This window comes from Amycolatopsis sp. NPDC004772 (assembly GCF_053601215.1).
The window spans coordinates 71541-96414 of the sequence record NZ_JBSGBK010000002.1; the positions used below are offsets into that span (position 1 = coordinate 71541).

A 24874-nucleotide genomic window follows, 5' to 3' on the forward strand; every position below is an offset into this window, starting at 1 on the left:
GCGGCGTTGTGTTCAAGGGTTGGCGGAAATGAGCGACAAAAAGTCTCCTTCGACGGCTTCCGGTGACCAAACGTCCACCGGTGTCCTGGCGCACGGGGGTCTGCCGGGACGAACGGTCCCGGCGCTGGACGACGTCGACCGGGCGATGCTGGCGGAGCTGTCGGCGGACGGCCGCCTGGCGGTGCGCGCCCTGGCGGAACGCCTCCACATCTCGCGGACGAACGCCTACGCGCGACTGGAGCGGCTGATGGGGGAGGGGGTGATCACGGGCTTCGGCGCGCGGATCGATCCCCGCCGGGCGGGCCTCGGGACGTCGGCGTACATCATGGTGACGGTGGAGCAGACGTCCTGGCGCACGATGGCGACGGACCTGCACGAGATCCCGTACGTGGACCACGTGGCCCTGGTGGGCGGGGACTTCGACATCCTGCTGCTGGTCCGGACGCCGGACAACTCGACGCTGCGGGACGTGGTCCTGGAGCGGCTGCAGGCACTCGAGGGGGTCCGGTCGACGCGGACGTGGCTGATCTTCGAGGAGCTGCCGGGCTCGGTGCTCGGCTGAGACCCGCGGCTGAATTCGTCGAATTCACCGTCGTCCCCGCCGCGGCGAACCCGATCGCGCTCCGCCGAACGGGCAAAACCCTTGCCCGCAAGCACCCTTGCCCGGCCCACCCCCGCGGGCTAGACAGGACGGCACGTCACCAGGTCGCCGGACGACTCTTATTTTATGTCGAGAAATAACTACCCCGAAACCTATTGACGCCGTCCCCGTCGCCCGGTGAGGATCGGCCGGTCCGCCGTTCATCGCAGAATGGACCAGACCTATGGCCAGAAGATCCCGCGCGTGGTCCCGTGCGCGCCGAAGTTCGCTCGTCACACTGGTGAGCCTCAGCTTGCTGGGCGGGGTCGCCCAGGCGGCGCCCGTCCAGGCCGCCGAGCCGCCGCAGCCCGTCATCGGGCAGCCCGCCAAGGACAAGGACGGCTGCGCCCGGATCGAGAAGAGCCTCCCGACCCTCGCGGACTGGCCGAAGGTCGACAGCCGGTTCAAGGGGAAGGCCGGCGACGAGCAGCGGATCGCCGAACTCCTCAAGGGCATGACCCTGGAGGAAAAAGTCGGGCAGATGACGCAGCCCGAGATCGCCGCCATCACGCCCGACGAGGTCCGCCAGTACGCCATCGGCTCGGTCCTCAACGGCGGCGGCTCGTGGCCCGGCGGCAAGAAGAACGCCACCCAGCAGGACTGGCTGAACCTCGCCGACGCCTTCTGGAACGCCTCCAAGACCAGCCGCACGAAGATCCCCGTCATCTGGGGCATCGACGCCGTGCACGGCAACAACAACGTCTACGGCGCCACCGTCTTCCCGCACAACATCGGCCTCGGCGCCGCGCACGACCCGTGCCTGGTCCGCGACGTCGCCGGCGCCACCGCCCGGCAGATCCGCGCCACCGGCCAGGACTGGGCCTTCTCGCCCACCCTCGCCGTCGTCCAGGACGACCGCTGGGGCCGCACCTACGAAGGCTTCTCCGAGGACCCGCGCATCACGCGCTCCTACGGCTTCGAGGCCATCAACGGCCTCCAGGACGGCGCCACCAAGCGCATCGGCTACAACGGCGTCATCGCCACCGCCAAGCACTTCATCGGCGACGGCGGCACGCTGAAGGGCCAGGACCAGGGCGTCAACCCCTCGTCCGAAGCGGACATGATCAACATCCACGGCCAGGGCTACTACGGCGCGCTCGCCGCCGGCTCCCAGACCGTGATGGTGTCGTTCAACAGCTGGACCAACGCCGACCTCGGCATCAACGAGGGCAAGCTGCACGGCAGCGACAAGGCGCTGAACCAGATCCTCAAGGGCAAGATGGGCTTCGACGGCCTGGTCGTGTCCGACTGGAACGGCATCGGCCAGGTCACCGGCTGCACGAACTCCTCGTGCCCGCAGGCGATCAACGCCGGCATCGACATCGTGATGGTGCCGAACGACTGGAAGGCGTTCATCACCAACACCGTCGCCCAGGTGCAGAGCGGCCAGATCCCGATGTCCCGGATCGACGACGCCGTCACCCGCATCCTGCGCGTCAAGCTGCGTGACGGCCTGTTCGAGTCGCAGAAGCCGTCCGACCGCTCCTACGCGAACTCCGACGAGGCGCTGAAGGACAACTGGCTGGCGCGCGACGCCGTCCGCGAGTCGCAGACGCTGCTGAAGAACAACGGCAACGTGCTGCCGCTCAAGCCGGCGTCGAAGGTCCTGGTGGTCGGCAAGAGCGCCGACAACATCCAGAACCAGACCGGCGGCTGGACGCTCAGCTGGCAGGGCACCGGCAACACGAACGCCGACTTCCCGAACGCCACGTCGATCCTGACCGGCATCAAGCAGAACCTGGGCGACGCCAACGTCACCTTCGACGCCACCGGCACCGTCGACCCGAAGGGCTTCGACGCGGTCATCGCGGTCATCGGCGAGACGCCGTACGCCGAAGGTGTCGGCGACCTGACCCGCAAGTCGCTCGAAGCGGCGCGGCTCTACCCCGAGGACCTGGCCGTGCTGGACAAGGTCAGCGGCAAGGGCACCCCGGTCGTCACCGTGTACGTCGGCGGCCGCCCGCTGTACATGAACAAGGAGATCAACCGCTCCGACGCGTTCGTGGCGGCCTGGCTGCCCGGCACCGAGGGCGGCGGCGTCGCGGACATGCTGGTCAAGGGCAAGGACGGCACGGGCTACCAGGGCACGCTGTCGTACTCGTGGCCGAAGAGCGCGTGCCAGTCGCCGCTCAACCCGTGGTCGCCGGACTACGACCCGCTGTTCAAGCTGGGCTACGGCCTGAAGAGCGGCCAGCGCGTCACGGTCGGCCAGCTGGACGAGACGTCCGGCCCGGCGTCCTGCGGGGCGACCGGTGGCGGCGGGACCGCGACCGAGGACCTGTCGATCTACGACCGCACCGACGTGCCGCCGTACACGAGCCAGATCGGTTCGGCGGAGAACTGGGGCGGCACGGTGATCGGCCCGGACGGCACGGCCTCGCACAGCGAGATCAACGTCGTCCCGACGGACGTCAACGTGCAGGGCGACGGCCTCAAGGCCACCTGGACGGGGGCGGGAGCGGCCCAGCTGTACATGCAGAACACGGCGGGCACGAACGACCTGCGCGGCTACCTCAACGCGAACGCGGCGCTGGAGTTCGACACGACCGTGCAGCAGGCCCCGGCCAACCGGACGGTGATCAGCATGCACTGCGTGTACCCGTGCTTCAGCGAGGTGAACGCGACGAAGCTGTTCACCGACCTGGCGGGCGGCCCGAAGACGACGGTGAAGATCCCGGTGTCCTGCTTCGACAACGGGCTCGACTTCGAGCACATCAACACCCCGTTCCTGGTGTACACGGACGGCCCGTTCCAGGCGTCGTTCGCGAACGTGCGATGGGTGCCGCAAGGGGCGAAGGATCCTGATGCGAGACCTTGTTCGAGCTTGACCTGACGGCGACCGGGCCGGGAGCGCACTCCGCTCCCGGCCCGGTTCACGTCCGGGGCAGGTGGGCGGCCAGCCCGGCCAGCACCCGCTCCAGTCCCGCCGCGAACAGCCGGTCCTGGCGGTCGGCGGCGTGCGGGGTCTTCGCCTCGATCATCACCCTCGTGAGCCGCGGGTAGTGGCCGCTGTTCATGATCGACGGCCCGTACTCGCCCTGCTGTTCCATCCACTGCTCGTGGGTCAGCCCGGACCGCCGGGCCGCTTCCTGGTCGCCCAGCTCGCCCTGCACGTGGCCGAGCACGAACGCCGACAGCGTGCCGAGGTCGGCCAGCATTTCGTCGGTGTCCAGATCCATGCCGTCGAACACCGACAGCGACAGCTCCGCCCACCACAGGCTGTTCGGGCCTTGGTTGGCCCGGCCCGACGACAGCGACGGCAGCCACGGGTGCCGCAGCGCCGTTTCGCGCAGCAGGCGGGCGATCGTGCGCAGGCCGTTCCGCCAGCCGCCCGGCAGCTTCGTGCCGCGCAGCTCGCCCAGCACCTCGTCGCCCATCAGCTCCAGCACGTCGTCCTTTTTGGACACGTACCGGTACAGCGACGTCGTCCCGGTGCCGAGTTCCGCCGCGATCCGCCGCATCGAGACGGCTTCGATCCCCTCCGCGTCGGCGATCCGGACCGCGGCGGCCGCCACGTCCCGCCGGCCGTAGGCGGGCTTCGGCCCCCGCGTCCCGTGTTCGGGGCGCATCCAGATCACCGGGTGGTCGTTCGACGGCACCGGCCACCTCCTCGATATTGCGAACACTGTACCCAGTTCGCTACCGTGGCATTACTGCGAACACCGTTGCCGGGTTTCTGGGGAGAAGAGATGGACTACGACGTGGTGGTGGCCGGCGCCGGCCCGGTCGGCCTGCTCCTGGCCGCCGAGCTGCGGCTGGGCGGCGCCCGCGTGCTGGTCCTCGAGCGCGAGACGGACGTCCCGCCGGCCCGGCGAGGGTCCCTGGGGGCGCGTTCGCTCAACGCGCCTTCGGTGCACGCGCTGCACCTGCGCGGCCTGCTGCCCGCCGTCGAAGCGGCCGCCGCGATGTGGCTCGGCGAGCTCCCGGACCTCGCCGAGGGCGAGCATCCCGACATCTTCGTCGGCCACTTCGCCGGCATCGGCATCCGCGTCGACCGGCTCAAGCCGCCGGGGCCCGGCGAGGAGTTCCTCGGCGCCGGGGTGATCAGCCAGGCCGATCTGGAAGCGATCCTCGCGGAGCGGGCGTCGGCACTCGGCGCGGAGATCCGCCGGGGAGCCGCCCTGACCGGGTTCGACGCCGGGGAGGACAGCGTGACAGTCCACATCGGACACGACCGCGTCCGGGCCGCCTGGCTGGTGGGCGCGGACGGCGGCCGCAGCACGGTGCGCCGCCTCGCCGGATTCGGCTTCCCCGGCGTGGACCCGGTCTTCACCGGCCGCCAGGCCGTCGTCGACCTCGCCGATCCGGAGAAGCTCACCGCGGGCGGCTGGCAGCACGGCGAACACGGCGCCTACGCGCTGGGTGGCTGGGCCGACGGCGACGGGCCGCCCCGCGTGCACACCGTCGAGCACGAGGGCCCGCCCGCCGACCGGGACGCCCCCGTCACGGCCGAGGAAGTGCAGGCCAGCCTGCGCCGGGTCAGCGGCACCGACGTGACGGTCACCCGCGTGCACGCCGGCACCCGCTACGCCGACACGACCCGGCAGGCCACCACCTACCGCCGGGGCCGGGTGCTGCTCTGCGGGGACGCCGCCCACGTGCACTCGCCCGCGGGCGGGCAGGGCCTGAACCTGGGCCTCGGCGACGCGGTCAACCTCGGCTGGAAGCTCGCGCTCGTCGCGCGCGGCGCGGCGCCCGACGCGCTGCTCGGCACCTACGAAGCCGAACGCCACCCGATCGGCGCGTGGGTGCAGAAGTGGAGCATGGCGCAGACCGCGTTGAGCACGGCACGGGGACCGCGGGCCGACGCGCTGCGCGAGGTGGTCGCCGACCTGCTGGACACCCCGGACGGCGCCACCCACGTGGTCTCGATGATCGGCGGCCAGTGGCAGCACTACGGCCGGCCCGGCGACCACCCGCTGCTCGGCCGGCGCGTCCCCGACCTGCCGCTGACCGACGGCACCACCCTGGCCGGGCACTTCCGCGACGGGCGAGCGGTCCTGCTGGCCGAGGGCCCGGACGCGGCCGCCGTGGCCGAGGGGTGGGGCGACCGGGTCAAGACCGTCACCGCGCGGGCGGCCGCGTTCCCGGCCCCCGCGCTGATCCGCCCCGACGGGCACCTCGCCTGGCTCGGCCCGGACGGGCTCCACGACGCCCTCTCCCAATGGCTCGGCCGGCCCCAAGGGGCACCGAGCGCCGACAGAATGGGGAAATGACCTCCGAAGCGAACGCGCTCGCCGACGAACTCCTCCACCTCCTGGGCACCTGGTCCCCGCTGGAAGCGACCCTCGTGGGGATCCCCGGGCACGACGCCCACCTGCCCGATCCGAGCGAAGCCGGCCACGCGCGCCTCCGTGCGGAAGCCGCCGGGGTCCTCCGGCGGGCCGAAGCCTCGGCCGATCCCGACCGCGTGACGCTCGGCGTCGTCGTCCAGCAGGCCGAAGCGCTGATCACCCAGATCGACACCCGCGTCGTGGAGGTCACCCTCGCCGACCCGATGGTCGCCGCCGGCATGTCGCTGCTGGCCTTCCTGCCGCAGCTCGAGCCCGTCGGCGAGCAGGCCGAAGAGGACTTCCTGGCCCGGCTGGCCGCCTTCCCCGCCTTCTACGAAGCGTTGGCCGCACGCCAGCGGACCGGGCGGCCGGTGGACCGGATGGCGCACAACGCGGTCGCGTTCCTGGACCGGTACCTGGCGCAGGAAGCCCTCTTCCCGCACCGGCTCACCGGAGACCGCGGTGCCCGCCGCGACACGCTCGTCGCCGAGGTCGTGCGGCCCGCGCTGGCCCGCTACCGCGAGTTCGTCGCCACCGAAGTCGCCGGGCGCGGCCGGTCCGACGACCAGCCCGGCCTCTGCTGGCTCGACGACGGCGATGCGCACTACGCCGCTCTGGTTCGCATGCACACCACCACCGACCTCACTCCCGCCGAGCTGCACCAGCTGGGCCTCGACGTGCTCGCGGAGCTCGAAGCCGAGTACGCCGAACTCGGCGGCAGCGTGTTCGGGCTGACCGACCCGGCCGAGGTGCGCCGCCGGCTGCGTGACGACGAGAGCCTCCGCTGGCGCGACGCCGAGGACATGCTCGAAACCGCCCGGGACGCCGTCGCCCGCGCGACCGCCGCCGCGCCGGGCTGGTTCCCGAAGGTGCCGAAGGCCGAGTGCGTCGTGAAGGCCGTGCCGGAAGCCGAAGCGCCGGTCGCCGCGGCCGCGTACTACCTGCCTCCGGCGCTCGACGGCTCGCGGCCGGGCGTCTACTTCACCAACACCCACGAGGTGCACACGCGTGACCGGTTCATCGCCGAGACCGTCGCCTTCCACGAAGCCGTGCCGGGCCACCACTTCGCCGAATCGCTGGCCCAGGAGCTGCCCGAACTGCCGCAGCTGCGCCGGATCGCGCTGATCACCGCCTACGACGAAGGCTGGGCGCTCTACACCGAGCGGCTCGCCGACGAGATGGGCCTGTTCTCCGACGACGTCATGCGGCTCGGCATGGTGGCCGAGGACTCGGTCCGCGCCGCCCGGCTGGTGGTCGACACCGGGTTGCACGCGCTGGGCTGGACGCGGCAGCAGTGCGTCGAGTTCCTGCGCGCGCACACCGTCCTGAGCGAGGTCGAGGTGCAGTCCGAGACCGACCGGTACATCGAGACCCCCGGCCAGGCACTGGCCTACCTGACCGGACGGCGGGAAATCCAGCGCCTGCGCCGGTTCGCCGCGGAAGCCCTCGGGGATTCTTTCGACGTCAAGGAATTCCACGGTGTCGTACTCGGCGGCGGAAAGCTGCCGCTGAAGGTGCTCGACGACGTCGTCCGGGCGTGGGTCCACGAGCGCCGCCCGGCGTAGCCATGGCTCCCGTGGCCGGCAAGCGATCTGACGCACACCCGCCACCGCGGCTCCAAGGTGTGAAGATCCGGTCAGGATGCGGTGGGAACGGTGTCAGGACGCCTACCCTCGACGCCGTGTGCGCACGTGTACTGGTCGCGGAGGACGACGAGAAGCAGGCCGAGGTCCTCCGGCTCTACCTCGAAAGCGAAGGCCACACCGTGGTGCTGGCCCCCGACGGCCGGGCGGCGCTCGACGAGGCCCGCCGCGACCGGCCCGACCTGCTGGTCCTCGACGTGATGATGCCGAAGGTCGACGGCCTCGACGTCTGCCGGATCCTGCGGCAGGAGTCCGACGTCGCCGTGCTGATGCTCACCGCCCGCGCCACCGAGGACGACCTGCTGCTCGGCCTCGACCTCGGCGCCGACGACTACCTGACCAAGCCGTACAGCCCGCGCGAGCTGATGGCCCGGGTCCGGACGCTGCTGCGGCGCACCGCCGGCCGCCGCGAACCGCCCGACACGGCGTTGCGCGCCGGCGGTCTGCGGCTCGACCCGGTGCGGCACGAGGTGTCGGTCGGCGGCCGCCCGGTCGAGACGACCCCCGGCGAGTTCCAGCTGCTGGAGACGCTGATCCGGCAGCCGGGCCGGGTGTTCACCCGCCGCCAGCTGCTCGAGCTGACCCGCGGCGACGACCGGTTCGTCAGCACCCGGATCATCGACGTCCACGTGCTCAACCTGCGCAAGAAGCTCGAACCGGACCCGCAGAAGCCGGTCTACCTGCGGACCGTCTTCGGTGTCGGCTACAAGCTGACGGCGGAAAATGACACGTAGCTTCCCCCGCCGGCGCAGTCTCGTCGTCCGGCTCACCGCCGTCTCGCTGCTCATCGCGCTCGCCTCCATCGCGGCCACCGCGTGGCTCGCCGTGCAGACCACGACCCGCGCGATCCAGCAGGAGCAGGGCCAGGCCCTCTCGGGTGACGCGACGATCTACACCGAGCTGCTCGGCTTCGCCGCGGTGAACCACACGTGGGACCAGGTCGGCCCCCGGCTGCGGGCGCTATCGGAGCAGACCGGCCGCCGGGTCGTGCTGACCACCCTCGACCGGCACGTCCTCGGCGACTCCGGCGGCGCGCCGGTCACCCTGCCGGTCAAGGCGACCGCTTCGGTCGACCCGCTGCACGTGGACCCGGTGCTGCTGCCCGGGGCCGGGACGAGCGGCATCGACCCGCGCGCGGCCGGCCCGTTCAAGCTGCCGCCGTCCGAACGCGAAGAGCTCACCGCGCTGGCCTCGAAGGCCACCGCCTGCCTCGCCTCGCTCGGCCTGCCCGGCCAGGTGCGCGACTCGCCGAGCGGGCGGCCGCTGCTCACCGGGATCGATCCGCTGACCGCCCGGTACTACGCCGGCAAGTGCGGGCTGTTCGAGCTGGCCGAGCCGACGCCGACCGAGCGGGCCGCGCTCACCGGCCTCAACGAGGCCGTCAACCACTGCCTGCAGAGCCAGGGCGGCGAGGAGGTGAAGATCGGCCTCGACCTGGAGGTTCTCGGCCCTCCCGACCCGCGTCCGGTGCAGGCCTGCCTCGACGCGGGCCGCCGCGAGCAGCTCACGCCGTACGTCGCGCCGCCCGCGTTGCTGTTCACCCTCGGCCCGGGCGGCTCGCCGCTGCCGACGTTCACGCTGTCCCGGGAGAACCTGACCCGGATCCTCGCGGTGACCGGCGGCGTGCTGGCGCTGGCCGTCGCGCTCACCGCCCTGGTCGCGCTGCGGCTGTCCCGCCCGCTGCGAGCCTTGACCGAGGCCGCGAAGCAGGACCGGCCGGCGCCGGTGAAGTCCCGCGACGAGGTCGGTTACCTCGCCGCCGCGTTCAACGACCTCACCGCGCGGCGGGAGCGCATCGAGGAGCAGCGCAAGGCGATGGTCAGCGACATCGCCCACGAGCTGCGCAACCCGCTCAACGTGATCCGCGGCCGGCTGGAGGCCGCCGAAGACGGGCACCTGCCGTTCGACCGGGCGCTGACGGCGTCGTTGCTCGAAGAGACCGTGCTGCTGCAGCACATCGTCGACGACCTGCAGGACCTCGCGGCGGCCGACGCCGGGCAGCTGCGCCTGCACCCCGAGCCCGTCGACGCGGCGGAGCTCGCGGGCCACGTCGCCGCGGCGCTCGCCGACCGCGCGGCCGCCGCCGGGGTCACGCTCACCGTGGACACCGCCGGCGACTGCGCGCTGGCGGCGGACCCGGTCCGGCTGCGGCAGGTCGTCGGCAACCTGGTGACGAACGCGATCCGCCACACCCCGGCCGGCGGCCGGGTGACGATCCGCGTTTCGTCCACTGTGGACGAGGTGACGCTCGCCGTGGCGGACACCGGGACCGGCATCGCCGCCGAGGACCTGCCGCACGTGTTCGACCGGTTCTGGCGGGCCGAGAAGTCCCGCAGCCGCCAGACCGGCGGCAGCGGGCTCGGCCTGGCGATCGTGCGCCACCTCGTGCAGGCCCACGCCGGAACGGTGACCGTGGAGTCCGAAGTGGACATCGGCTCGACGTTCACCGTCCGGCTGCCGGTGTCCTACAGCGGCAGGCCGGCGTAGTTCTCGGCCAGCTCGGTCTTCGCGGCCGCCGACGTCACCGTGCGGTGCAGCTGCGAGAGCTGGAGCTGGGCGTCGAAGTCGTCGCCGTGGCGGTGCAGCATCGAGGTCATCCACCAGGAGAAGTGCGTGCAGCGCCAGACCCGCCGCAAGGCCGTCTCCGAATAGGCGGCCACGAGTTCGTCGTCGCCGCGGAAGGACGCCGTCAGCGCCCGGGCCAGCAGAGCGACGTCCGCGACCGCCAGGTTCAGCCCCTTCGCCCCGGTCGGCGGCACGATGTGCGCCGCGTCCCCGGCCAGGTAGAGGTTCCCGTGCCGCATCGGGGTGGTCACGAAGCTGCGCATCGGCAGGACGCTCTTCTCGGTGATCGGCCCGGTTTCCAGGGTCCACCCCGGGACGCCGAGCCGTTCGGACAGCGCCGTCCAGATCCGGTCGTCGCTCCACTCGGCGATGTCTTCGTCCGGCGCGACCTGCAGGTAGAACCGGCTCACCCGCGGCGAACGCATGCTGTGCATCGCGAACCCGTCCGGGTGCCAGGCGTAGATCAGCTCGTCGGTCGACGGGGCGACGTCGGCCAGCACGCCCAGCCATGCGAAGGGGTAGGCCCGCTCCCAGACCTGCGGCTCCGGGATCGACGCGCGGCTCGGCCCGTGGAAGCCGTCGCAGCCAACGACGATGTCGGCATCGATCCGCCGCGCGCGGCCGTCACTGTCCACAAAGGTCACGTGCGGTTCGCCGGTGACGTCGTGGAGCGTGACGTCCGCGGCTGAGTAGTACGCCGGGCGGCCGGCCTTTTCCCGGGCCGCCATCAGGTCCTTGGTCACCTCGGTCTGCCCGTAGACGGTCACCGACCGGCCGATGAGGTCGGTGAAGTCGACGTGGTGCCGGTTTCCCGGCCACTGGAGGTGGATGCCGCGGTGTTCCATGCCCTCGACGTCGAGCCGGGCGCCGAGGCCGACCTCCCGCAGCAGTTCGACCGTGCCCGCCTCGAGGATGCCGGCGCGGATGCGCGCCTGGACGTACTCGGCGGTCTGCCGTTCGAGCAGCACCGAGTCGATGCCTTCGAGCCCGAGCACGTGGGACAGCAGCAGCCCGGCCGGGCCGGCGCCGACGATGACGACCTGGGTGCGCACTGGAGGAGGTCCTTTCCGGCGGGAGAGCCCGAGCATGGATCGGCGGCCCCGCCCGACACTACGGCATTCTCATTCAGTGAGAGGAATTCCCCATCGCCCGCGAAATGCCCCGCGCGGCGGCCTGCAGGGCGGGGATCGGCGCCCGCGCGTTCCGGTCGTTGGGCACGATCACCGACAGCGCGGCGACGACGTCCCCGCCGGGCCCCCGCAGCGGGACGGCGATGCCCGTGGTCTCCTCGTCGATGAAGCCGGCGCAGAACGCGTAGCCGGTGCGCCGCACGTCGGCGAGGAACCGGCGCAGCCGCGCGGGCTCGGTCAGCGTCGTCCGCCGGAAGGCTTCCAGGGGGCCGGCCAGCACCTGTTCCTGCAGGTCGGCGGGCGCATGGGCGAGCAGCACGAGCCCGGACGAGGAGGCGTGCAGCGGCAGCCGCCCGGCCACCCTCGTCACGTTGAGCGTCGCCCCGGGTGCGGAGAGCCGCTCGACGAACAGCACCTCCCGGTCTTCCAGCACGGCGAGCTGGGTGTGGTGCCCGACGACGGCGTGCAGGTCCTCCATGAACGGCATCGCGGCTTCGCGCAGCCCGAGGGTCGGTGAGGCGCGGGAGGCCAGCTCCCACAGCCGCAATCCGACGCGCACCCGCCGGTCGGGATCCCGCCGCAGCCAGCCGTGCCCGACGAGCTCCTCGACCAGCCGCGACGCCGTGGCGACGGGCAGGCCGGCCCGCCGGGCGATATCGGTGACGCGCAGGGCGGGCGTATCCGGCCCGAAGGTCTCGAAGATCCGGACGACGCGGCTCAGCACGGATTCGCCCTGCGCCGGCTTGACCACGTCGGACAGTGTGCCCCACCCGGGCGGCGGGGCACACGGCCCGCGTCAGGGAAGCGCGTTCAGGAACGGTTCGTGGCTGTTCTGGAACTCCCAGCCGTAGTACTTGTCCCAGTTGATCGACCACGTCATCAGCCCGCGCAGGGCGGGCGAGGTGCCCCCGCGGAGCGTGTACGAGCCGCAGCCACTGCCCTTGACCAGGCAGTTCACCGCTGTTTGGACGTCGCCGGGCGAGGTGTAGCCGTTGCCGGCACTGACGGCGGCGGGCAGCCCGACGGCAATCTGGTCGGGCCGCAGCCCGGGGAAGAACTGCCCGGTGCTGGCCACGCTGAAGCCGGCTTTGAGCATGTCGGTCATGGCGATGTGGAACTCGGCGCCGCCCATGTTGTGGTACTGGTTGTCGAGCCCCATGACGGGGCCGGAGTTGTAGTCCTGGACGTGCAGGACGGTGAGCGAGTCCCGCAGGGCGTGGATGACGGGCAGGTAGGCGCCGGTGCGCGCGTCACCGGCGCCCGAGCCGCCGTAGAACTGGTAGCCGACCTGCACGAAGAAGGTTTCCGGCGCCATGGTGAGCACGAAGCCGGAGCCGTACTTGGCCTTGAGCGTCTTCAGCGCGGAGATCAGGTTGACGATGACGGGCGTGGTCGGGTTCCGGAAGTCGGTGTCCCCGGCGTTGAGTGAGAGCGAGTGCCCCTCGAAGTCGACGTCGAGGCCGTTGAGCCCGTACTTGTCGATGATGGCGGAGACGGAGCTGACGAACTTGTCCCGCGCGGCGGTGGTCGTCAGCTGCACCTGGCCGTTCTGCCCGCCGATGGAGATGAGCACCTTCTTGCCTTGGGCCTGTTTGGCCTTGATGGCGGCGATGAAGTCGGCATCGCTCTCGACGTTCGGGCATTCACTGGCGGAGCACCGGGTGAACCGGATGTCCCCGGAGGTGACGGAGGTCGGTTCCCCGAAGGCGAGATCGATGATGTCCCAGGCCGAGGGCACATCGGCCATCCGGACGTACCCGGAGCCGTTGGCAAAGCTGGCGTGCAGGTAGCCGACGAGGGCGTGCTTGGGCAGGCCGGTATCGACACAGCCGGCGGTGCTCCCGCTGGCGGCGGGGCTGCGAGGCGACTCCCCGGCACTGTTGTAGGCGGCGACGGTGTAGGTGTGGGTGGTGCAGGGGGTGAGTCCGCTGATGGTGGCGCTGGTGCCGGTGACAGTGGCAACGGCGGTGGAGCCTTCGTAGACGCGGTACCCGCTGACGGTCCCGGTGCTAGAACCCCAGCTCAGCGCGACGGAGCTGGTGGTGACGCCGGTGACTTGCGGCGCGCCGGGCGAGGAGGGTGTCCCGGGAGTGTTGCCGCCAGGACCGTCGAAGACGACGTCGTCGGCGTAGTAGGTCCCGGCGCCGTACCAGCCGTGGAGGTAGAGCTGGGCGGAGGTCTGGTTACCGGTGGTGAAGGTGAGCTGGAGCTGGTTGTAGCCGGAGTTGCCCGACCAGGTCGAGGGGCCCCCGGTGACACCGAGGTAGACGGGATTCCCCCGAACCCAGGCGGAGACGGAGTAACTGGTGTTGGGCTGAACGGCAACGGTCTGAGAGCACTGAGCGTAATCGGCCCCGACGGGAGTACCAGCGAGGGCATAGCTGCCGGAGTGGACGGGCGTGCTCACGGCGGTGGCGTTGGCGCAGGTCCAGCCGGAGACAGAGCCGCCTTCGAACCCAGGGTTGGCGAGAAGATTGGCGGCCTCGGCCGGAACGGCGAGAAGCCCGGAGAGGGCAAGCAGCAAGGCGGCGAGGATGGCGGAAAGTCGGGAACGCCTCATCGGTCCTCCAGTCAAGGGGAGACCCTAATTGTCTGGACCAATACGCAAGTTGTCCAGACCAAAAGGAGGGGTTCGCCGGGGGCTGGGTGGTCTGAGCCTCAGCCCCGACGCACCAGCCGCCACCAGGCGGCCGCACAAAGGTCACCACCAGGCGAACCCACCAGACCGCCACCTGGCAGACCGACCGGGCCGCCGCTGGGCGGCCCCACGAAGGCCGCCGCCAGGCGGCCCACCCCAGTCACAACCGCCACCCGGCAGCCCACGCAACCCTCCGACCACACCCCCCTGCCAACCCGATACGCAGCCGCATCAGCGGCCGGCACGCCGTGTCAAGGCACGCTTTCCCGCCTTGACACGGCGTGCCGGCCGTTGAACAATCCGGCGTTCGGGTCGGCGGGGTCCCCAAGACGACCTTACGACGGCTTTCAAATACCCGGCAGGACACCAAGGCCCACTCACCGAAGCTTCTCGCGTGCCCGCCAGGGCATCTCACGTGCTTGACCGGGCATCACCCCGCCCGCCAGGGCACCCCACCTCAACACCCCCCGCAACAACCAACCGAGCCCGCGAGGCCCAACCCCGATCAACAACCTGAACACTCCGCCACCCAGCCGGAACCCGATCAGCCAGCAACCCCACCCGCCACTTCCCCACCCGCCGAACGTGCCGACGAAAAGACCGAGCCCGAACCACCCGCCCCCGGCTCACTTGCCCGGCGAGCGCAACCTCCGCAGGCACGTCGAGGAACAACAACCGCACCGACCGCCCGCTCACCACCCCGACCAGCGCCAGCAACGCCCGGGTCGAAGCCCGCGTGGACGGCTCGTGGACCACGACCGGCCCGTCCTCACCGAGCGCCCGCGCGACGATCCGCGCCCGGTGCCACGCGTGCACCACCGGCCGGTACCAGCGGTACGGCAAAGCCGGAACCAGCGCCCCCAATCTCTCCCGCACCTGGTCGGAGTCCAGCACCGGCAGCCCGGCGGCGGCGTGGCGGAGCATGGTCGTCTTTCCCGCTCCCGGCAACCCCGCCACGACGAGCAGGTCGCGCCGGCCGAGCTCGATGACAGTGGGCTCGCTCATGACCCGCCAACGTCCCAGCGAAGGTAATGGTTCCTTTACCTTACGCAGGGTGACAGACACGCCGAAGACCACCCGGCCGCGCCCCGGGTCACTCCATCGCCTGAAAACCCATGCACGCCAAGGCATTCGTCACCGGAACCGCTTCGGGTGAAGATCGCCCGAAGACCTTCCCGGCGTCCGGAAAATCCCTATCTTCTGGAAGGGACGCTCAGTGAGAACAGGGGAAACTCGTCATGACCCAGTCGCTGGAACTCCCGGTCCAGGAATACTGTCTCGATTGGACGCTCACGGGCGACGAAGGCGCCCGGGTCGGGATCACCCTCTCCGGGCAGGTGTCCCTGCTGGACAACAACCGGTTCTACAAGATCGACGGCGTCGTCTACGTCTCCGAGGGCGACGCCGACATCCGCGCGGTCGGGAACCCGCGGATCTCCGTGCGCCGCAACGGCGTCGAGAAGACCGGGCGCCAGTGGGGCTGGGAGATGTGCTCGGCGCGCAAGAGCCTCGGCGCGCTGAACACGATGGAGGGCTACTTCGTCCGCACCGGCTACTGGGCGCCCGCGGACCGCGCCATCCAGCTGAGCCTGTGCGCCGAGCTGGGATGGAGCCGGCGCAAGAGCTACAGCCCGCACGTCACCGTCCGGATGGTCGACTGACCACTGTGGACGCCCGGCGCCGCGCCGCCGCGACGACCAGCCCGGCCGCCACCGCGCCGGCCACCGCACACCCGGCCCCGAACCCCGGCGACGGCTCGTGCACCCGCAGCACGGACACGCACAGCCACACCGCGGCGCCGAACAGCAGGCCCAGCACGGGGCCGCCGACGGCCGCGCCCCGCCAGCGGTGGCCGTTGCGGATCGTCCGCAGCCCCGATTCGAGGTAGGCGAGCGCGAACAACGCCAGGATGAGACTGCCCGCGCCCATCGCGCTGGCCAGCGGGTGCTGGCTGGTGAGCAGGGTGAAGGTCTGCGTGGCCGAATCGGTCCGCACCTCGGCGGTGACGGCACCCCCGACGATCCACCGGGCGACCCCCGGAAGGGTGAGTTCGGCGCTGAAGCCATTGCCCTCGGGCTTCGCCTCGGCGGACGCGGACCCGAGCGGAATCCCGGCGGCGGAAAGCGCGAGCGCAACGCGACCCGGCTTGCCGGGCCCGGTCAGCACGACGGGCTTGCTGAGATCGACCTCGACGGGCGCGCCGGCGGAGTCACCCCCGAGCGTCACGGTGGACACTGGGTGCGGCAGCCGCGCGGGGTTGAGCAGGGCAAGCACGACGAGAACGACCGCGGCCGCTCCGGCCGCCAGCCGCAGCCACACCACGGCGGCTTGCGAAGCGGACTCGTCCGGCGCGGAACCGGTCGCACCGCCGGACCACCCAGTGCCGGCATCGGCACCGGCCCGCCCGGCACCACCCGGTCCAGCGCCGGCCACCCCGGCACCCGGTCCAGCGCCGGCCACCCCGGCACCCGAACCAGCGCCACCCGGCCACCCGCCGCCGGCCACCCCGGCACCCGAACCGGCGCCACCCGGCCACCCGGTGCCCGCCGCATCGCCGCCCGGCCATCCCGGCTCGCCCACCTCGGCGGGCGCTCCGACCAGCGTCGCCCCGGGCCGGGACACCGGGCGCGTCCGGGCCTCCGCCGGATGCGCCGGCGCGGTCGCCGAGTTCAGGCCCGCGATCACCCGGGGCGTCAGGTGCAGCACCGGCACCCCGGACCGCTCGAGCCACCCCGGCCCGTACGCCACCGTCGCCGCCGCCGCGAGGTCCGCCGCGAACGACTCCGCCTCCCGGTACCGCGCGTCCAGCTCGCGGGCCAGGCTGCGCATCACCACCGCCGCGATCGGCGACGGCACCCCGGCGATCGGCTGCGGGTCGGTGAACATGTGCTGGCGCATCATGCTGATCGCGCCGCGGGTGTTGTCGAACGGCAGGCGGCCCGACAGCAGCTCGTACAGCACCGTTCCCGCCGCGTAGACGTCGGCCGCCGGGCTGAGCGCGTTGCCCATCGCCTGTTCGGGGGCGATGTACGCCGGGGTTCCGAGGATCTCGCCACCGTGCGTCACCAAGGTGGCGCCCTCGCTGATCACCCGGGCAATGCCGAAGTCCGCCACCTTCACCACGCCCTGCGTGCTGAACAGCAGGTTCCGCGGCTTGACGTCGAGGTGCAGCACCCCCGCCCGGTGCGCCGCGTGCAGCCCGGCCAGCATCGCCAGCCCGATCGCGCACGCCTGCTCGCCGCTCACGCCACCACCGTGGAAGCGGCTGTGCACCGTCCCGCCGTCGAGCCGCTCCATCACCAGCAGGTGCTCGCGGCCGGTCCGGACGTAGTCGTACACCGGCACGATGTGCGGGTGGTCCAGGCTCGCCAGCACCCGCGCCTCGCGGTCGAAGAGCTCGCTGCTCGCCGCGTGGTTGAGCACGTCCCACGGCAGCTGCTTGATCGCGACGCTCCGCCCCAGCGTCCGGTGCACGCCGGCGAACACGACCCCCATGCCGCCTTCGCCGATCGACTCCCCGATGTCGTACTGCGGCAGGGCGGCGACCAGCTCGGCCGGTGCGCTCATCGGGTGAATTCCTGCGTCGACGGGAGCGGAAGCCGGACCGTCTTGTCACTCTCGGTCACCGCGGGCGGAGCCGCCGGGTGCGGGGTCAGGTAGCCGAGCAGGAACGCGATCGCCGCCACGCCGAGCACCACCGGAATCTCGATCGCCGGCTCGGGCGGGACCAGGCGCAGCACCGACAGGCTGATCACCGCGACCAGCCCGGTGCCGAACCCCGCGGGCAGGAACCGCACGCCGCGGCGCCAGCGGTTCGGCGCCAGCCGGTGCCGGGCCAGCGCGAGCAGCGCGGTCACCCACGCGAGGATCGTCAGCACCAGCATCGCCAGGCCGAAGACGCCGTAGACCGACCAGAACGACCCGCGGACGTCGGCGACCGTCGTCGCCTCACCCAGCGTGACGCGCCCGGCGTCGAGCAGCTCGACCGACGACGGCAGCAGCCCGGTCGCCTGCCCGGCCAGGTCACCGAGGTCGAGGACGAACGTCCGCGACACCGACCCCCGCGCCGGCACCTCGAAGGGCGCGGTCGTGTCGTAGGCGAAGAAGGTCAGCGCGAGCGCGACGCCGGAGAGCCGCACGCTGCGGACCTTCACCGGCGCGGCGCCGGGGTTGGTCGCCACGACCTGCAGCTCGACCTGGCTCACCGGATCGATCGGGACGGTCGCGTCCTCGATCGGCCGCTGGTCGATCGACACCTGCAGCCGCAGTGATCCGGACTCGGCGGACGCGGGCGGCGCGCCCACGAGCAAGCACAAACCCAACGCAACCCCCGCCGCGATGACACGTCCCATTGGGCATCCCCTACTTGCGTTATCCGACTGGTCCGGAATCTGTATTCCAGGGTAAGGCCCGAGTCGCCATCACCTACCGAGGGCGGGCGCCATGTGCTGTAGGAGGTAGCCGGCACACCAGCGGCTTTCGGAGTCCTTCGGGTCGACGGCCTCCCGCGCCAGCTTCGCCGCCAGCTTCTTCGGGGCGGGCGCCGTCGTCGGGTCGTCAGCCACCCCGAGGGACGTCTCCCAGTCCCACTGCATCAGCCTGGAGACCTCGGAGGCCAGGCAAAGTCGGCGGACCTTGGGGTCAGACTCCAGGGCCTTGACGACTACTTCGGCGTTCTCCCGTCCAGGCAGGAACCCCAGGACGGAGATGGCGTTGGCTCGGAGGGTGGACGTCTCGCCGTCCGTGGCCCAGGTCCGGAAATGGCGGATGCCGGCCTCAGTCAGGTTCGGGGCGATCACCGCGTCCACAGAGCTCGATGTAGGGCCTTTGGCGAAGACGTCCGGGTCGCCAGCCTCGACCGCGTGTAAGACGCGGTCGCGGTCCTTCCTGCTGTCGATCTTGACTAGGCGAGGGTGAACAAGATCGCGCCGCTTCATGCCGTCTCCAAGTACGCGCTCGTAGGCCGCCAGCACATCAAGGGTAACGGCCCTATGGCCCGTTTCAATGTGGCTTAGGTAAGCCTTCGTGTAGGAGGTGGCCGCCGCCATCTCGGACAACGAGAGCCCCATGTAGAGCCGGGCTGACCGGAGTTGATCACCTGTGGTCGTCTCTTCGACGGTTGTATACACCGGCATACCCCTCTCCCATTTACCTCAGCAACCAGGACGCCGAGACTACCTAAGAGTAGACCTTCGGCGGAAAACTCCCTGGTAGGGGCCGCCGGTCAATCCGCGTTAGGAGAAGGGACGTGCTGATCAAGATCCGCGTCTGGTGGCGTAACTGGAGGCATCCGTTGGACAGGGGGTGGCGGTGATGGATCCGATTGTGTTCCTTCGCCTGAAGCCCGGCTGCGGGCCGGAGCGAGCGCGCGTTACCCACCTGTTCCCGACGTCAAACCTCTTTCCCCCAGACCAGCTACAGCCCGGCACGGTTGCTGATCCAGGGGGCACGGCTCGCGTTCTCTGTGGTCTCATGTTGGTCCCGGGTACGTATGACGTACTGCCGGACTTGATCGGTATGCCGTGCGAATCCTGCTTGGTCAACTCGCCTGGCCCAGAGGGCGCCGAAGTCAAGGCGTTGGCCAGCTGAAGACTGCCGGGGTCGCGACCCCGGCGGGGTGGCGGGTAGCCCTTAATTGCAATCCCCCTCGGGCTACTCGTCAACAGGCGGTCCCCGGCTGGCTTGCGCCGGCTGGGTCGGTCGGGGGCCGCCCCCAGACCAGAGGAGTTGACCTATGGCCGCGGTGTGCGTCACGTGCTTTCTCGCAGACGCGGACTACGAGGACTGTTCCCACTGCGACAACTGCGCCTGCTGTGAGAAGAAATCCGAGGACTGAAGGAATCATGCGCTACTGGAACACAGACGGGTCCGGCGGGATGCCTCGTCGCAAGAACGAAGGCGGCGACGAAGAGGACGAGGACATCCCCGAGGAGTACAACGACTGAACGCAAAAAAGCCCCCTCCTGAGGCCACTAGGGACCCGGGAGGGGGCTTCTGCTATCTAACGTGCCGCTTGTCGGCGCCGGATGGCTCCGGCCCACTGGAGGGCAACGGCGGCCACCTGGATGAGCTCTTCACGCATCTTCGTCTCGTCGGCCTCCCCGAGGGCTTCGTAGACCTCTTCGAGGAGGATGCCGTCCCAACCCAGCTGTCCGTAGTGGACGCGTTCGGCGTTGAGGGCCTTCCACCTGTCCGCGTTGCCGGCGTACAGGCGGCTCCAGTCTCCGGGCAATTCCCCGCCGATGTCTGGGTGGTTCTGCTCGCCCCACAGGGCGTCCTGCCGATCCATCTCTCGCTCGGCCGCACTAAGGTCGGCCCACTTATCGGGGACCACCAGAGACCCGAAGTCGTCTTCGTCAGGCATCGGGCTGCACATCTGGCACCAGCTCTTTCAGGAAGATGTCCCGGACGCCCGGCCGGCTCCTGATGTCTTCGGCGATCTGCTCGGCCTCTTCTCGATCTCGGGCGTACCGAGCCACCGTGCCCGCGGACTTCTTCACGATTACCAGGAAGCCGCCCCGCGGGATGCTCGGGTCTATCGGGTGGGTGTTCATCGCGGCCTCTCCCCCGTCTCCACGTAGATCCGGAACCGGTCAGCGACGCCCAACACGTGGCCCGAGTTGGGGTCTTCCTCATGAGCTAACAGCTCTACCGACCTTTCGACAGCCCATCGACGGAGAGCCCTCTTCTCTACCTCTGTCACATTCACTCCGCCTCCGCCCGCCAGAAGCGGGCTTCCTGTTGCCAATCCTTGGTTTCCCGATGGGCGACTGCCAGCCGGCGCCGTAGCGCCGGGCAGTCACAGGCACCCCAGGTCTTCCGGTAGAGCACCAGAAGACCCAGGAGAGCCCACGGGACAGCGGCCTTCACTTGCCGTCCTTCGGCTTCTTCGCCTGCTCGTTCGCCTTCCGTTCGAGCTCGCCGGAGTTGAACGGCTCCGAGTTGATGTCCTTCTTGAGCGCCTCGAAGGCGGCCTTCAGGTCAGCCCGTTTGCTCACTTCAGCTCCCTGCCTTCTCGGAAGACCCGGACCGATCGGCCGGTCGGCGACACGTAAATCTCCAGGTTCGACCCGTGGTCGGGGGTCAGCCGGACGACGGTCGTCCCGCGGAAGTCGGCCAGTCGCTCCCAAAGGCCTGCGCCGTACTGGAAGCCGTAGTCCGTCAGAGCCGTCCGCGGGGTGTCGCTGTCCGAGGTCTCACCCGTGGCGTCTGTCGTGAACCGGGTCATGGCAGCCAGCTTTCTGCGTCCGCGTGGCGGGCACGGTCGTCGATGTACAGGACATACAAAGGTTTCCCGCACTGGATCTGGTGGAACGGAATAGCCCAGTAGTTCAGCCATGCTTCGATGGCCTCGTAATCCGTCCACGGCCGGGACGTGTGGATCACGACCTTCTTACCCGAGTCCACGAGTTCCAGAAGCTTGACGACATTGGCCCACATGGGCTCCCCGATCTCGGAGGTCGGGTTGTCCGGCGTCCACACAGGCTCCGCCAACGTACCGTCAAGGTCGACCCCCGCCCACAGGAGATCCGACCGAGGCGGCGGAAGCTTGAACGTCATTCGTCCGTCTCCTCAGAAGTGATGTCTACCGTGGTGTCCCCGTGGACTCGGAAGTACCGGACGTCACTCGCCGGCTTGGCCCGTCGGACCCACGACCGGAGCTCGTAGCGCCGGATGTAGGCAGCGAGCGGCACGCCGTCCTTGACGGCCGTGTAGACGTACTCGCTCACCGGGCCCACTCCGGGACTTCGTCGACCGGGATCTCTCGGGCGCCGTAGCCGTCTCCGTCGAGGTAGCGGTGAACGCTGTTACCTGACCGCTCGCGGACCCTGAATGGGCCGTCGACAAACGTCAGTTCCTCGCCGTCCCAACGGTAATACCAGTCATCCTCGTCGACCCAGTACCGCACGTTCGGCGGGGTCATCGCTAACGTAGAAGCGATGGCGTCGGCCATCATCTCCAGCTGTAGCGACTGCTTGAACTTCCAGCGCACGTACTCGATCACCTGCGAGTTGAACCAGACCGCAGCCGCGTGGTCCTCATCAGTCTCTCCCGCCAGCAACTTGAACGTGTGCCGGAGAAGGGACGCCTTGGCGTGCTCCAGGGCCTCGGGGCTGTCGAACAGCTCCCAGTTCCGGGACTCGTACTTCTCCGCTCCACGAGCCATCCAGCGGGCAGCACGGGTCAGCATCTGGTCGCCGTACGGCTGAGCGTCCGTCCACAGGAGTTCGAACCGCGGCTTACCCGCCGCGGTGTCCCGCATCCCGCCGCCGGGGAACTCCTGCCGGGTACCGGTGTCGTCCATCAGTCCTCCAAGTGGGCGGCCCGAATCGGGCCGAAGTACGTGTCTTCGTTGACGGCGTCGATCGATCGGAAGCCGTGGTCTTCGAGCCGGGCCTTGTGGATGTTGAGCCAGCGGGGGCGCCCATCGGGGGCGACGATCCAGACGTCGCCGCCATCCCCGATGTAGGCCAGAGGTTCGGCCATCAGTAGAGCTCCCCGTTCTTGTCGGCGAGCCGGTCGGCGATCGCCTTGACGGCGTCTTCGAGCTCTCCGAGAGGGACCTCACCGAGGACCCGAAGATCACTGATCGCCGACGAGACGGCCTCGGACAGCTCGTCCAGTGCCCGACTGTGGTCCTTCAGGTCGAACGCCTGAGCCTCGACGACCTTGGCCAGCTCGTCGCGCTCTTCGAGCGCGTCTTTAAGCCGACCGTTCAGCTCCGTGATCTCGTTGTGCTGACGTTCGATCTCCGCCCGCTGTTCGGCGATCCAGTTGTCAGCACCCTTGGGCGAATAGCTCACTTGCTCTCCTCAGTGCTCGCACTCGTACCAGTTGTTCCCGAGCGCACCGGACGACGCTGGGAATTCGATTCGCTGACCCCGGCCGTGCTTCGGCTCGAAGGACGTCGACATGGCCGCCACTAGCCACGCCTGGTGTTTCTCCGCGTTCTTCCTCGGGATGGAGAACACGAACTCGTCGTGAATCTGGGCCTTCACCCGCCGGAGAACGGGCAGCGGGAAGGACAGCAGGAGATCACACATGATCTCCCGGGTGACGTTCTGTCCCATGAGGGCCGGAGCCTGGGTGTACTCCCTGCCCTTCTCGACCCGCATCCGGCGGCCCCAGTCGTTGACGACGTAGCCGTGTCGGCGGGCGAACTTCCGCTGTTCTTCCTGCCAGGCAACGAGCCGCTTGAAGGCGGCTGCCATGCCGTCGCAAAACTTCGTGGCCTCCTCGACGGATCCGCCGGCGTGGGCGGCTAGGGTCTTCGGTCCGCCGCCGTAGGTCCACCCGTGGCCGTAGGGCTTGCCGGCCTGCCGGTAGTGCTTCTTCGTCTCCTCGTTCTCCAAGACGACGTCAGCACCCCATGCCGCAATGGCGTTCAGGAGATGGCCGTCTTCACCAGGCTGGAACCGGACGGCATACGCCTTGTCGCCCGACTCCGCGGCCACGCCGCGGGCGTCGGCGTTGGATAGGTCGACCGACACGAGGACTTCGTCATCGGTGTCCGGGAGGTAGTACTTCCGTTCGACCGCACCGGGTCCGCGGGCCGTCCACACGGTCAGCCCCGGCTTCGTCGTCGACCATCGGCCGGACGCCTGAAGCATCGTGATCTCCGGGTGGACCCGGCCGTCCGGGTGGACGCTGTCCAGCGTGAGCTGAGCCAGCGACCGCTGCCCCTTGACCTCCGCCAGGGCGACCCCGAGGTCTTCAGCCGGCGTGCCCTTCGTCAGCTCGATCAGCGTCTCGCCGGCGAGGGACAACCCGTAGAACGGCGGGAGAGGCTCCCTATCGAGCTGTTCCGCCTTCTCGGTGTCCCGGGCAATCCAGCGCTCACGTGCCGCCCTCTGTGACTTTGAGAGCTTCTTTCCGTTGGCGGCAATACCCGAGTAGAGCTCCTCCCACCACCCGTCAACGGCGATCTTGAGGCCCATTGCCTTTGCCTCAGCCGCCGCCCGGTCGCGGTCGCGGTTCTCCCACCCGTCCGTCTTCGGCCAGTCGACTGCCGCCGGTGTGATGCCTACGTCAGCCAAAGCCCCGACGATGGCGCGCTTGCCCTCGCTAGTCGACCACGGGTTGTCGCTGTCCGTCGGGAGCCCGTAGTCCGCAGCGAGCTTCCCGACGATGACATCTCGCCGGGCGGCCAGCTCGTCCCGCCGGAGGGTGGCCTCCGGGATATCCACCCGCCAGCCGTTCGAGGAGATGACGGCCTTCCGAGCGGCGATCTCCTGTTCCCGCATCGGGTACCCGACGTAGTCGCGGTCCGGGTACCGCTCCCCGTTCCCGGACAGCTTGCCGCGCTTCAAGAGCGCGGCGGCTACCCGCTCGGTGGCCTCGACGTCGCCGACGAGGTACGACCGATAGCGAGGGTCGTCCAGCGGGATCCGGCCGAAACCCAACCGTGGATCCTCGCCGGGCTCGACGAACTCGGACGCCAGCTTCTTCAGGTCGTCGGTCTTCCCGCCAACCCCAAGTTGGTGCGCCTGTTCGTCCAAGCTGAACCAGGGCATCATTTGCTCTGGCTTCCAGCCCTTCTTAGGGGCGACCCGAAGGGCACCCTTGCGGTCCGTCCACTTCTCCGGCGTCGGGTGGACCAGGCCGGCGTGAATCATCAGGTCGACCCCGCGGCCTTCCATCGCCAGCTTGACGGGCTCGTTGGATCCCGGGCCGAAGACTGCCTTCAGGTCGAAGTCCCACTCGTTGAACCCGACGACCCACCGGGCTCGCCGGATGGCGTCCCGGAGCTCCTCCAGGTCGTCCGTGATGATGACCTCGTCGTCGCCCTGCCATCGGTAGCCGCCGAGCCGGAAGAACTTCTCCGGCGGCATTGTGTAGAGCAGATGCGCCGAGTGGGTCTCAATATCGAACGTCAGCGTGCCACTTGGCGCACCCATACTCACACCCCCAAGAGCTCAAGAATGGCGAGCCTCGCTTGCTGCGGAACCACGCCGTTGCCGGCCAACCTGAGTTGGTCATTGATC

The 24874-nt window shown here is 70.0% G+C and carries 25 protein-coding genes; 7 read left to right on the forward strand and 18 right to left on the reverse strand.

The features are described 5' to 3' along the window. Window positions 1–145 precede the first annotated feature (145 nt). Window positions 146–562, forward strand: coding sequence for an Lrp/AsnC family transcriptional regulator (locus ACWEF6_RS01605; RefSeq protein ID WP_449681254.1), 417 nt, complete (start codon window positions 146–148; stop codon window positions 560–562). Window positions 563–881: 319 nt separating this feature from the next. Beyond that, window positions 882–3473: a glycoside hydrolase family 3 protein gene (locus ACWEF6_RS01610; RefSeq protein WP_449681092.1), complete on the forward strand. Its 2592-nt coding sequence runs from the start codon at window positions 882–884 to the stop codon at window positions 3471–3473. Window positions 3474–3513: 40 nt separating this feature from the next. Here the strand turns inward: ACWEF6_RS01610 and ACWEF6_RS01615 are convergent, their stop codons facing one another. Then, window positions 3514–4239: a TetR/AcrR family transcriptional regulator gene (locus tag ACWEF6_RS01615; protein WP_449681093.1), complete on the reverse strand. Its 726-nt coding sequence runs from the start codon at window positions 4237–4239 to the stop codon at window positions 3514–3516. Window positions 4240–4329: 90 nt separating this feature from the next. Here ACWEF6_RS01615 and ACWEF6_RS01620 point away from each other — a divergent pair, with 90 nt between their 5' ends. From ACWEF6_RS01620 to ACWEF6_RS01635, 4 genes are all read left to right on the forward strand, one after another. Beyond that, window positions 4330–5856 carry an FAD-dependent monooxygenase gene (locus ACWEF6_RS01620; RefSeq protein WP_449681094.1) on the forward strand — a complete coding sequence of 509 codons (1527 nt, stop codon included), beginning with the start codon at window positions 4330–4332 and terminating at the stop codon, window positions 5854–5856. Further along, the gene (locus tag ACWEF6_RS01625) at window positions 5853–7478 is read left to right on the forward strand and encodes a DUF885 domain-containing protein (protein WP_449681095.1); all 1626 of its coding nucleotides are present in this window, start codon (window positions 5853–5855) and stop codon (window positions 7476–7478) included. Before ACWEF6_RS01620 ends, ACWEF6_RS01625 begins: the two co-directional genes overlap by 4 nt. A 116-nt stretch (window positions 7479–7594) precedes the next feature. Continuing rightward, the gene (locus ACWEF6_RS01630) at window positions 7595–8290 is read left to right on the forward strand and encodes a response regulator transcription factor (RefSeq protein ID WP_310967286.1); all 696 of its coding nucleotides are present in this window, start codon (window positions 7595–7597) and stop codon (window positions 8288–8290) included. Beyond that, window positions 8280–10043 (forward strand): sensor histidine kinase, encoded by a 1764-nt coding sequence (locus tag ACWEF6_RS01635; protein ID WP_449681096.1) that lies wholly within the window; start codon window positions 8280–8282, stop codon window positions 10041–10043. The genes ACWEF6_RS01630 and ACWEF6_RS01635 overlap by 11 nt, the downstream gene beginning before the upstream one ends. Here the strand turns inward: ACWEF6_RS01635 and ACWEF6_RS01640 are convergent. From ACWEF6_RS01640 to ACWEF6_RS01655, 4 genes are all read right to left on the reverse strand, one after another. Continuing rightward, a complete protein-coding gene (locus ACWEF6_RS01640) occupies window positions 10022–11173 on the reverse strand; it encodes a 4-hydroxybenzoate 3-monooxygenase (RefSeq protein WP_449681097.1) in 1152 nt (383 codons plus the stop codon). The genes ACWEF6_RS01635 and ACWEF6_RS01640 overlap by 22 nt on opposite strands. Window positions 11174–11246: 73 nt before the next feature. Then, complete coding sequence (locus ACWEF6_RS01645) at window positions 11247–12002, reverse strand: IclR family transcriptional regulator (RefSeq protein ID WP_449681098.1); 756 nt, start codon at window positions 12000–12002, stop codon at window positions 11247–11249. Window positions 12003–12047: 45 nt separating this feature from the next. Beyond that, a complete protein-coding gene (locus tag ACWEF6_RS01650) occupies window positions 12048–13811 on the reverse strand; it encodes a chitinase (RefSeq protein WP_449681099.1) in 1764 nt (587 codons plus the stop codon). A gap of 489 nt (window positions 13812–14300) precedes the next feature. After that, entirely contained in the window at window positions 14301–14894 is a 594-nt protein-coding gene (locus tag ACWEF6_RS01655; RefSeq protein ID WP_449681100.1) for an AAA family ATPase, read from the reverse strand. A gap of 233 nt (window positions 14895–15127) precedes the next feature. Between ACWEF6_RS01655 and ACWEF6_RS01660 the strand changes: the two genes are divergently transcribed. Continuing rightward, window positions 15128–15550, forward strand: a complete 423-nt coding sequence (locus tag ACWEF6_RS01660; protein ID WP_310967276.1) for a hypothetical protein — start codon at window positions 15128–15130, stop codon at window positions 15548–15550. On the opposite strand, the gene ACWEF6_RS01665 is transcribed toward ACWEF6_RS01660, so the two are convergent. From ACWEF6_RS01665 to ACWEF6_RS01725, 13 genes are all read right to left on the reverse strand, one after another. Next, window positions 15528–17456 carry a serine/threonine-protein kinase gene (locus ACWEF6_RS01665; protein ID WP_449681101.1) on the reverse strand — a complete coding sequence of 643 codons (1929 nt, stop codon included), beginning with the start codon at window positions 17454–17456 and terminating at the stop codon, window positions 15528–15530. The two genes, ACWEF6_RS01660 and ACWEF6_RS01665, sit on opposite strands and share 23 nt — an antisense overlap. Then, window positions 17453–18241, reverse strand: a complete 789-nt coding sequence (locus ACWEF6_RS01670; RefSeq protein ID WP_449681102.1) for a hypothetical protein — start codon at window positions 18239–18241, stop codon at window positions 17453–17455. The genes ACWEF6_RS01665 and ACWEF6_RS01670 overlap by 4 nt, the downstream gene beginning before the upstream one ends. A 69-nt stretch (window positions 18242–18310) precedes the next feature. Then, a complete protein-coding gene (locus tag ACWEF6_RS01675) occupies window positions 18311–19024 on the reverse strand; it encodes a helix-turn-helix domain-containing protein (protein ID WP_449681103.1) in 714 nt (237 codons plus the stop codon). Between the two features lie 866 nt (window positions 19025–19890). After that, window positions 19891–20253 carry a hypothetical protein gene (locus ACWEF6_RS01680; RefSeq protein WP_449681104.1) on the reverse strand — a complete coding sequence of 121 codons (363 nt, stop codon included), beginning with the start codon at window positions 20251–20253 and terminating at the stop codon, window positions 19891–19893. Further along, on the reverse strand, window positions 20246–20443 hold the full coding sequence (locus ACWEF6_RS01685) for a hypothetical protein (RefSeq protein WP_449681105.1): 198 nt from the start codon (window positions 20441–20443) through the stop codon (window positions 20246–20248). The genes ACWEF6_RS01680 and ACWEF6_RS01685 overlap by 8 nt, the downstream gene beginning before the upstream one ends. A 312-nt stretch (window positions 20444–20755) precedes the next feature. Then, on the reverse strand, window positions 20756–20887 hold the full coding sequence (locus ACWEF6_RS01690) for a hypothetical protein (RefSeq protein ID WP_449681106.1): 132 nt from the start codon (window positions 20885–20887) through the stop codon (window positions 20756–20758). Then, window positions 20884–21117: a hypothetical protein gene (locus tag ACWEF6_RS01695; RefSeq protein ID WP_449681107.1), complete on the reverse strand. Its 234-nt coding sequence runs from the start codon at window positions 21115–21117 to the stop codon at window positions 20884–20886. Before ACWEF6_RS01695 ends, ACWEF6_RS01690 begins: the two co-directional genes overlap by 4 nt. After that, complete coding sequence (locus ACWEF6_RS01700; RefSeq protein WP_449681108.1) at window positions 21114–21449, reverse strand: hypothetical protein; 336 nt, start codon at window positions 21447–21449, stop codon at window positions 21114–21116. The genes ACWEF6_RS01695 and ACWEF6_RS01700 overlap by 4 nt, the downstream gene beginning before the upstream one ends. Beyond that, window positions 21446–21619: a hypothetical protein gene (locus tag ACWEF6_RS01705; protein WP_449681109.1), complete on the reverse strand. Its 174-nt coding sequence runs from the start codon at window positions 21617–21619 to the stop codon at window positions 21446–21448. Before ACWEF6_RS01705 ends, ACWEF6_RS01700 begins: the two co-directional genes overlap by 4 nt. Continuing rightward, window positions 21616–22194 carry a dATP/dGTP diphosphohydrolase domain-containing protein gene (locus ACWEF6_RS01710; protein ID WP_449681110.1) on the reverse strand — a complete coding sequence of 193 codons (579 nt, stop codon included), beginning with the start codon at window positions 22192–22194 and terminating at the stop codon, window positions 21616–21618. Before ACWEF6_RS01710 ends, ACWEF6_RS01705 begins: the two co-directional genes overlap by 4 nt. Continuing rightward, on the reverse strand, window positions 22194–22376 hold the full coding sequence (locus tag ACWEF6_RS01715; RefSeq protein ID WP_449681111.1) for a hypothetical protein: 183 nt from the start codon (window positions 22374–22376) through the stop codon (window positions 22194–22196). The genes ACWEF6_RS01710 and ACWEF6_RS01715 overlap by 1 nt, the downstream gene beginning before the upstream one ends. Then, the gene (locus ACWEF6_RS01720) at window positions 22376–22693 is read right to left on the reverse strand and encodes a hypothetical protein (RefSeq protein WP_449681112.1); all 318 of its coding nucleotides are present in this window, start codon (window positions 22691–22693) and stop codon (window positions 22376–22378) included. The genes ACWEF6_RS01715 and ACWEF6_RS01720 overlap by 1 nt, the downstream gene beginning before the upstream one ends. Before the next feature lie 9 nt (window positions 22694–22702). After that, window positions 22703–24787: a DNA polymerase gene (locus ACWEF6_RS01725; RefSeq protein ID WP_449681113.1), complete on the reverse strand. Its 2085-nt coding sequence runs from the start codon at window positions 24785–24787 to the stop codon at window positions 22703–22705. Window positions 24788–24874: the final 87 nt, after the last annotated feature.

Bases quoted from the DNA above. Each gene is read 5' to 3' on its own strand.
- ACWEF6_RS01605 (WP_449681254.1), top strand. From the start codon at position 146: ATGCTGGCGGAGCTGTCGGCGGACGGCCGCCTGGCGGTGCGCGCCCTG.
- ACWEF6_RS01620 (WP_449681094.1), top strand. From the start codon at position 4,330: ATGGACTACGACGTGGTGGTGGCCGGCGCCGGCCCGGTCGGCCTGCTC.
- ACWEF6_RS01625 (WP_449681095.1), top strand. From the start codon at position 5,853: ATGACCTCCGAAGCGAACGCGCTCGCCGACGAACTCCTCCACCTCCTG.
- ACWEF6_RS01635 (WP_449681096.1), top strand. From the start codon at position 8,280: ATGACACGTAGCTTCCCCCGCCGGCGCAGTCTCGTCGTCCGGCTCACC.
- ACWEF6_RS01650 (WP_449681099.1), bottom strand. From the start codon at position 13,811: ATGAGGCGTTCCCGACTTTCCGCCATCCTCGCCGCCTTGCTGCTTGCC.
- ACWEF6_RS01655 (WP_449681100.1), bottom strand. From the start codon at position 14,894: ATGAGCGAGCCCACTGTCATCGAGCTCGGCCGGCGCGACCTGCTCGTC.
- ACWEF6_RS01660 (WP_310967276.1), top strand. From the start codon at position 15,128: ATGACCCAGTCGCTGGAACTCCCGGTCCAGGAATACTGTCTCGATTGG.
- ACWEF6_RS01665 (WP_449681101.1), bottom strand. From the start codon at position 17,456: ATGAGCGCACCGGCCGAGCTGGTCGCCGCCCTGCCGCAGTACGACATC.
- ACWEF6_RS01670 (WP_449681102.1), bottom strand. From the start codon at position 18,241: ATGGGACGTGTCATCGCGGCGGGGGTTGCGTTGGGTTTGTGCTTGCTC.
- ACWEF6_RS01675 (WP_449681103.1), bottom strand. From the start codon at position 19,024: ATGCCGGTGTATACAACCGTCGAAGAGACGACCACAGGTGATCAACTC.
- ACWEF6_RS01680 (WP_449681104.1), bottom strand. From the start codon at position 20,253: ATGCCTGACGAAGACGACTTCGGGTCTCTGGTGGTCCCCGATAAGTGG.
- ACWEF6_RS01685 (WP_449681105.1), bottom strand. From the start codon at position 20,443: ATGAACACCCACCCGATAGACCCGAGCATCCCGCGGGGCGGCTTCCTG.
- ACWEF6_RS01695 (WP_449681107.1), bottom strand. From the start codon at position 21,117: ATGACCCGGTTCACGACAGACGCCACGGGTGAGACCTCGGACAGCGAC.
- ACWEF6_RS01700 (WP_449681108.1), bottom strand. From the start codon at position 21,449: ATGACGTTCAAGCTTCCGCCGCCTCGGTCGGATCTCCTGTGGGCGGGG.
- ACWEF6_RS01710 (WP_449681110.1), bottom strand. From the start codon at position 22,194: ATGGACGACACCGGTACCCGGCAGGAGTTCCCCGGCGGCGGGATGCGG.
- ACWEF6_RS01715 (WP_449681111.1), bottom strand. From the start codon at position 22,376: ATGGCCGAACCTCTGGCCTACATCGGGGATGGCGGCGACGTCTGGATC.
- ACWEF6_RS01725 (WP_449681113.1), bottom strand. From the start codon at position 24,787: ATGGGTGCGCCAAGTGGCACGCTGACGTTCGATATTGAGACCCACTCG.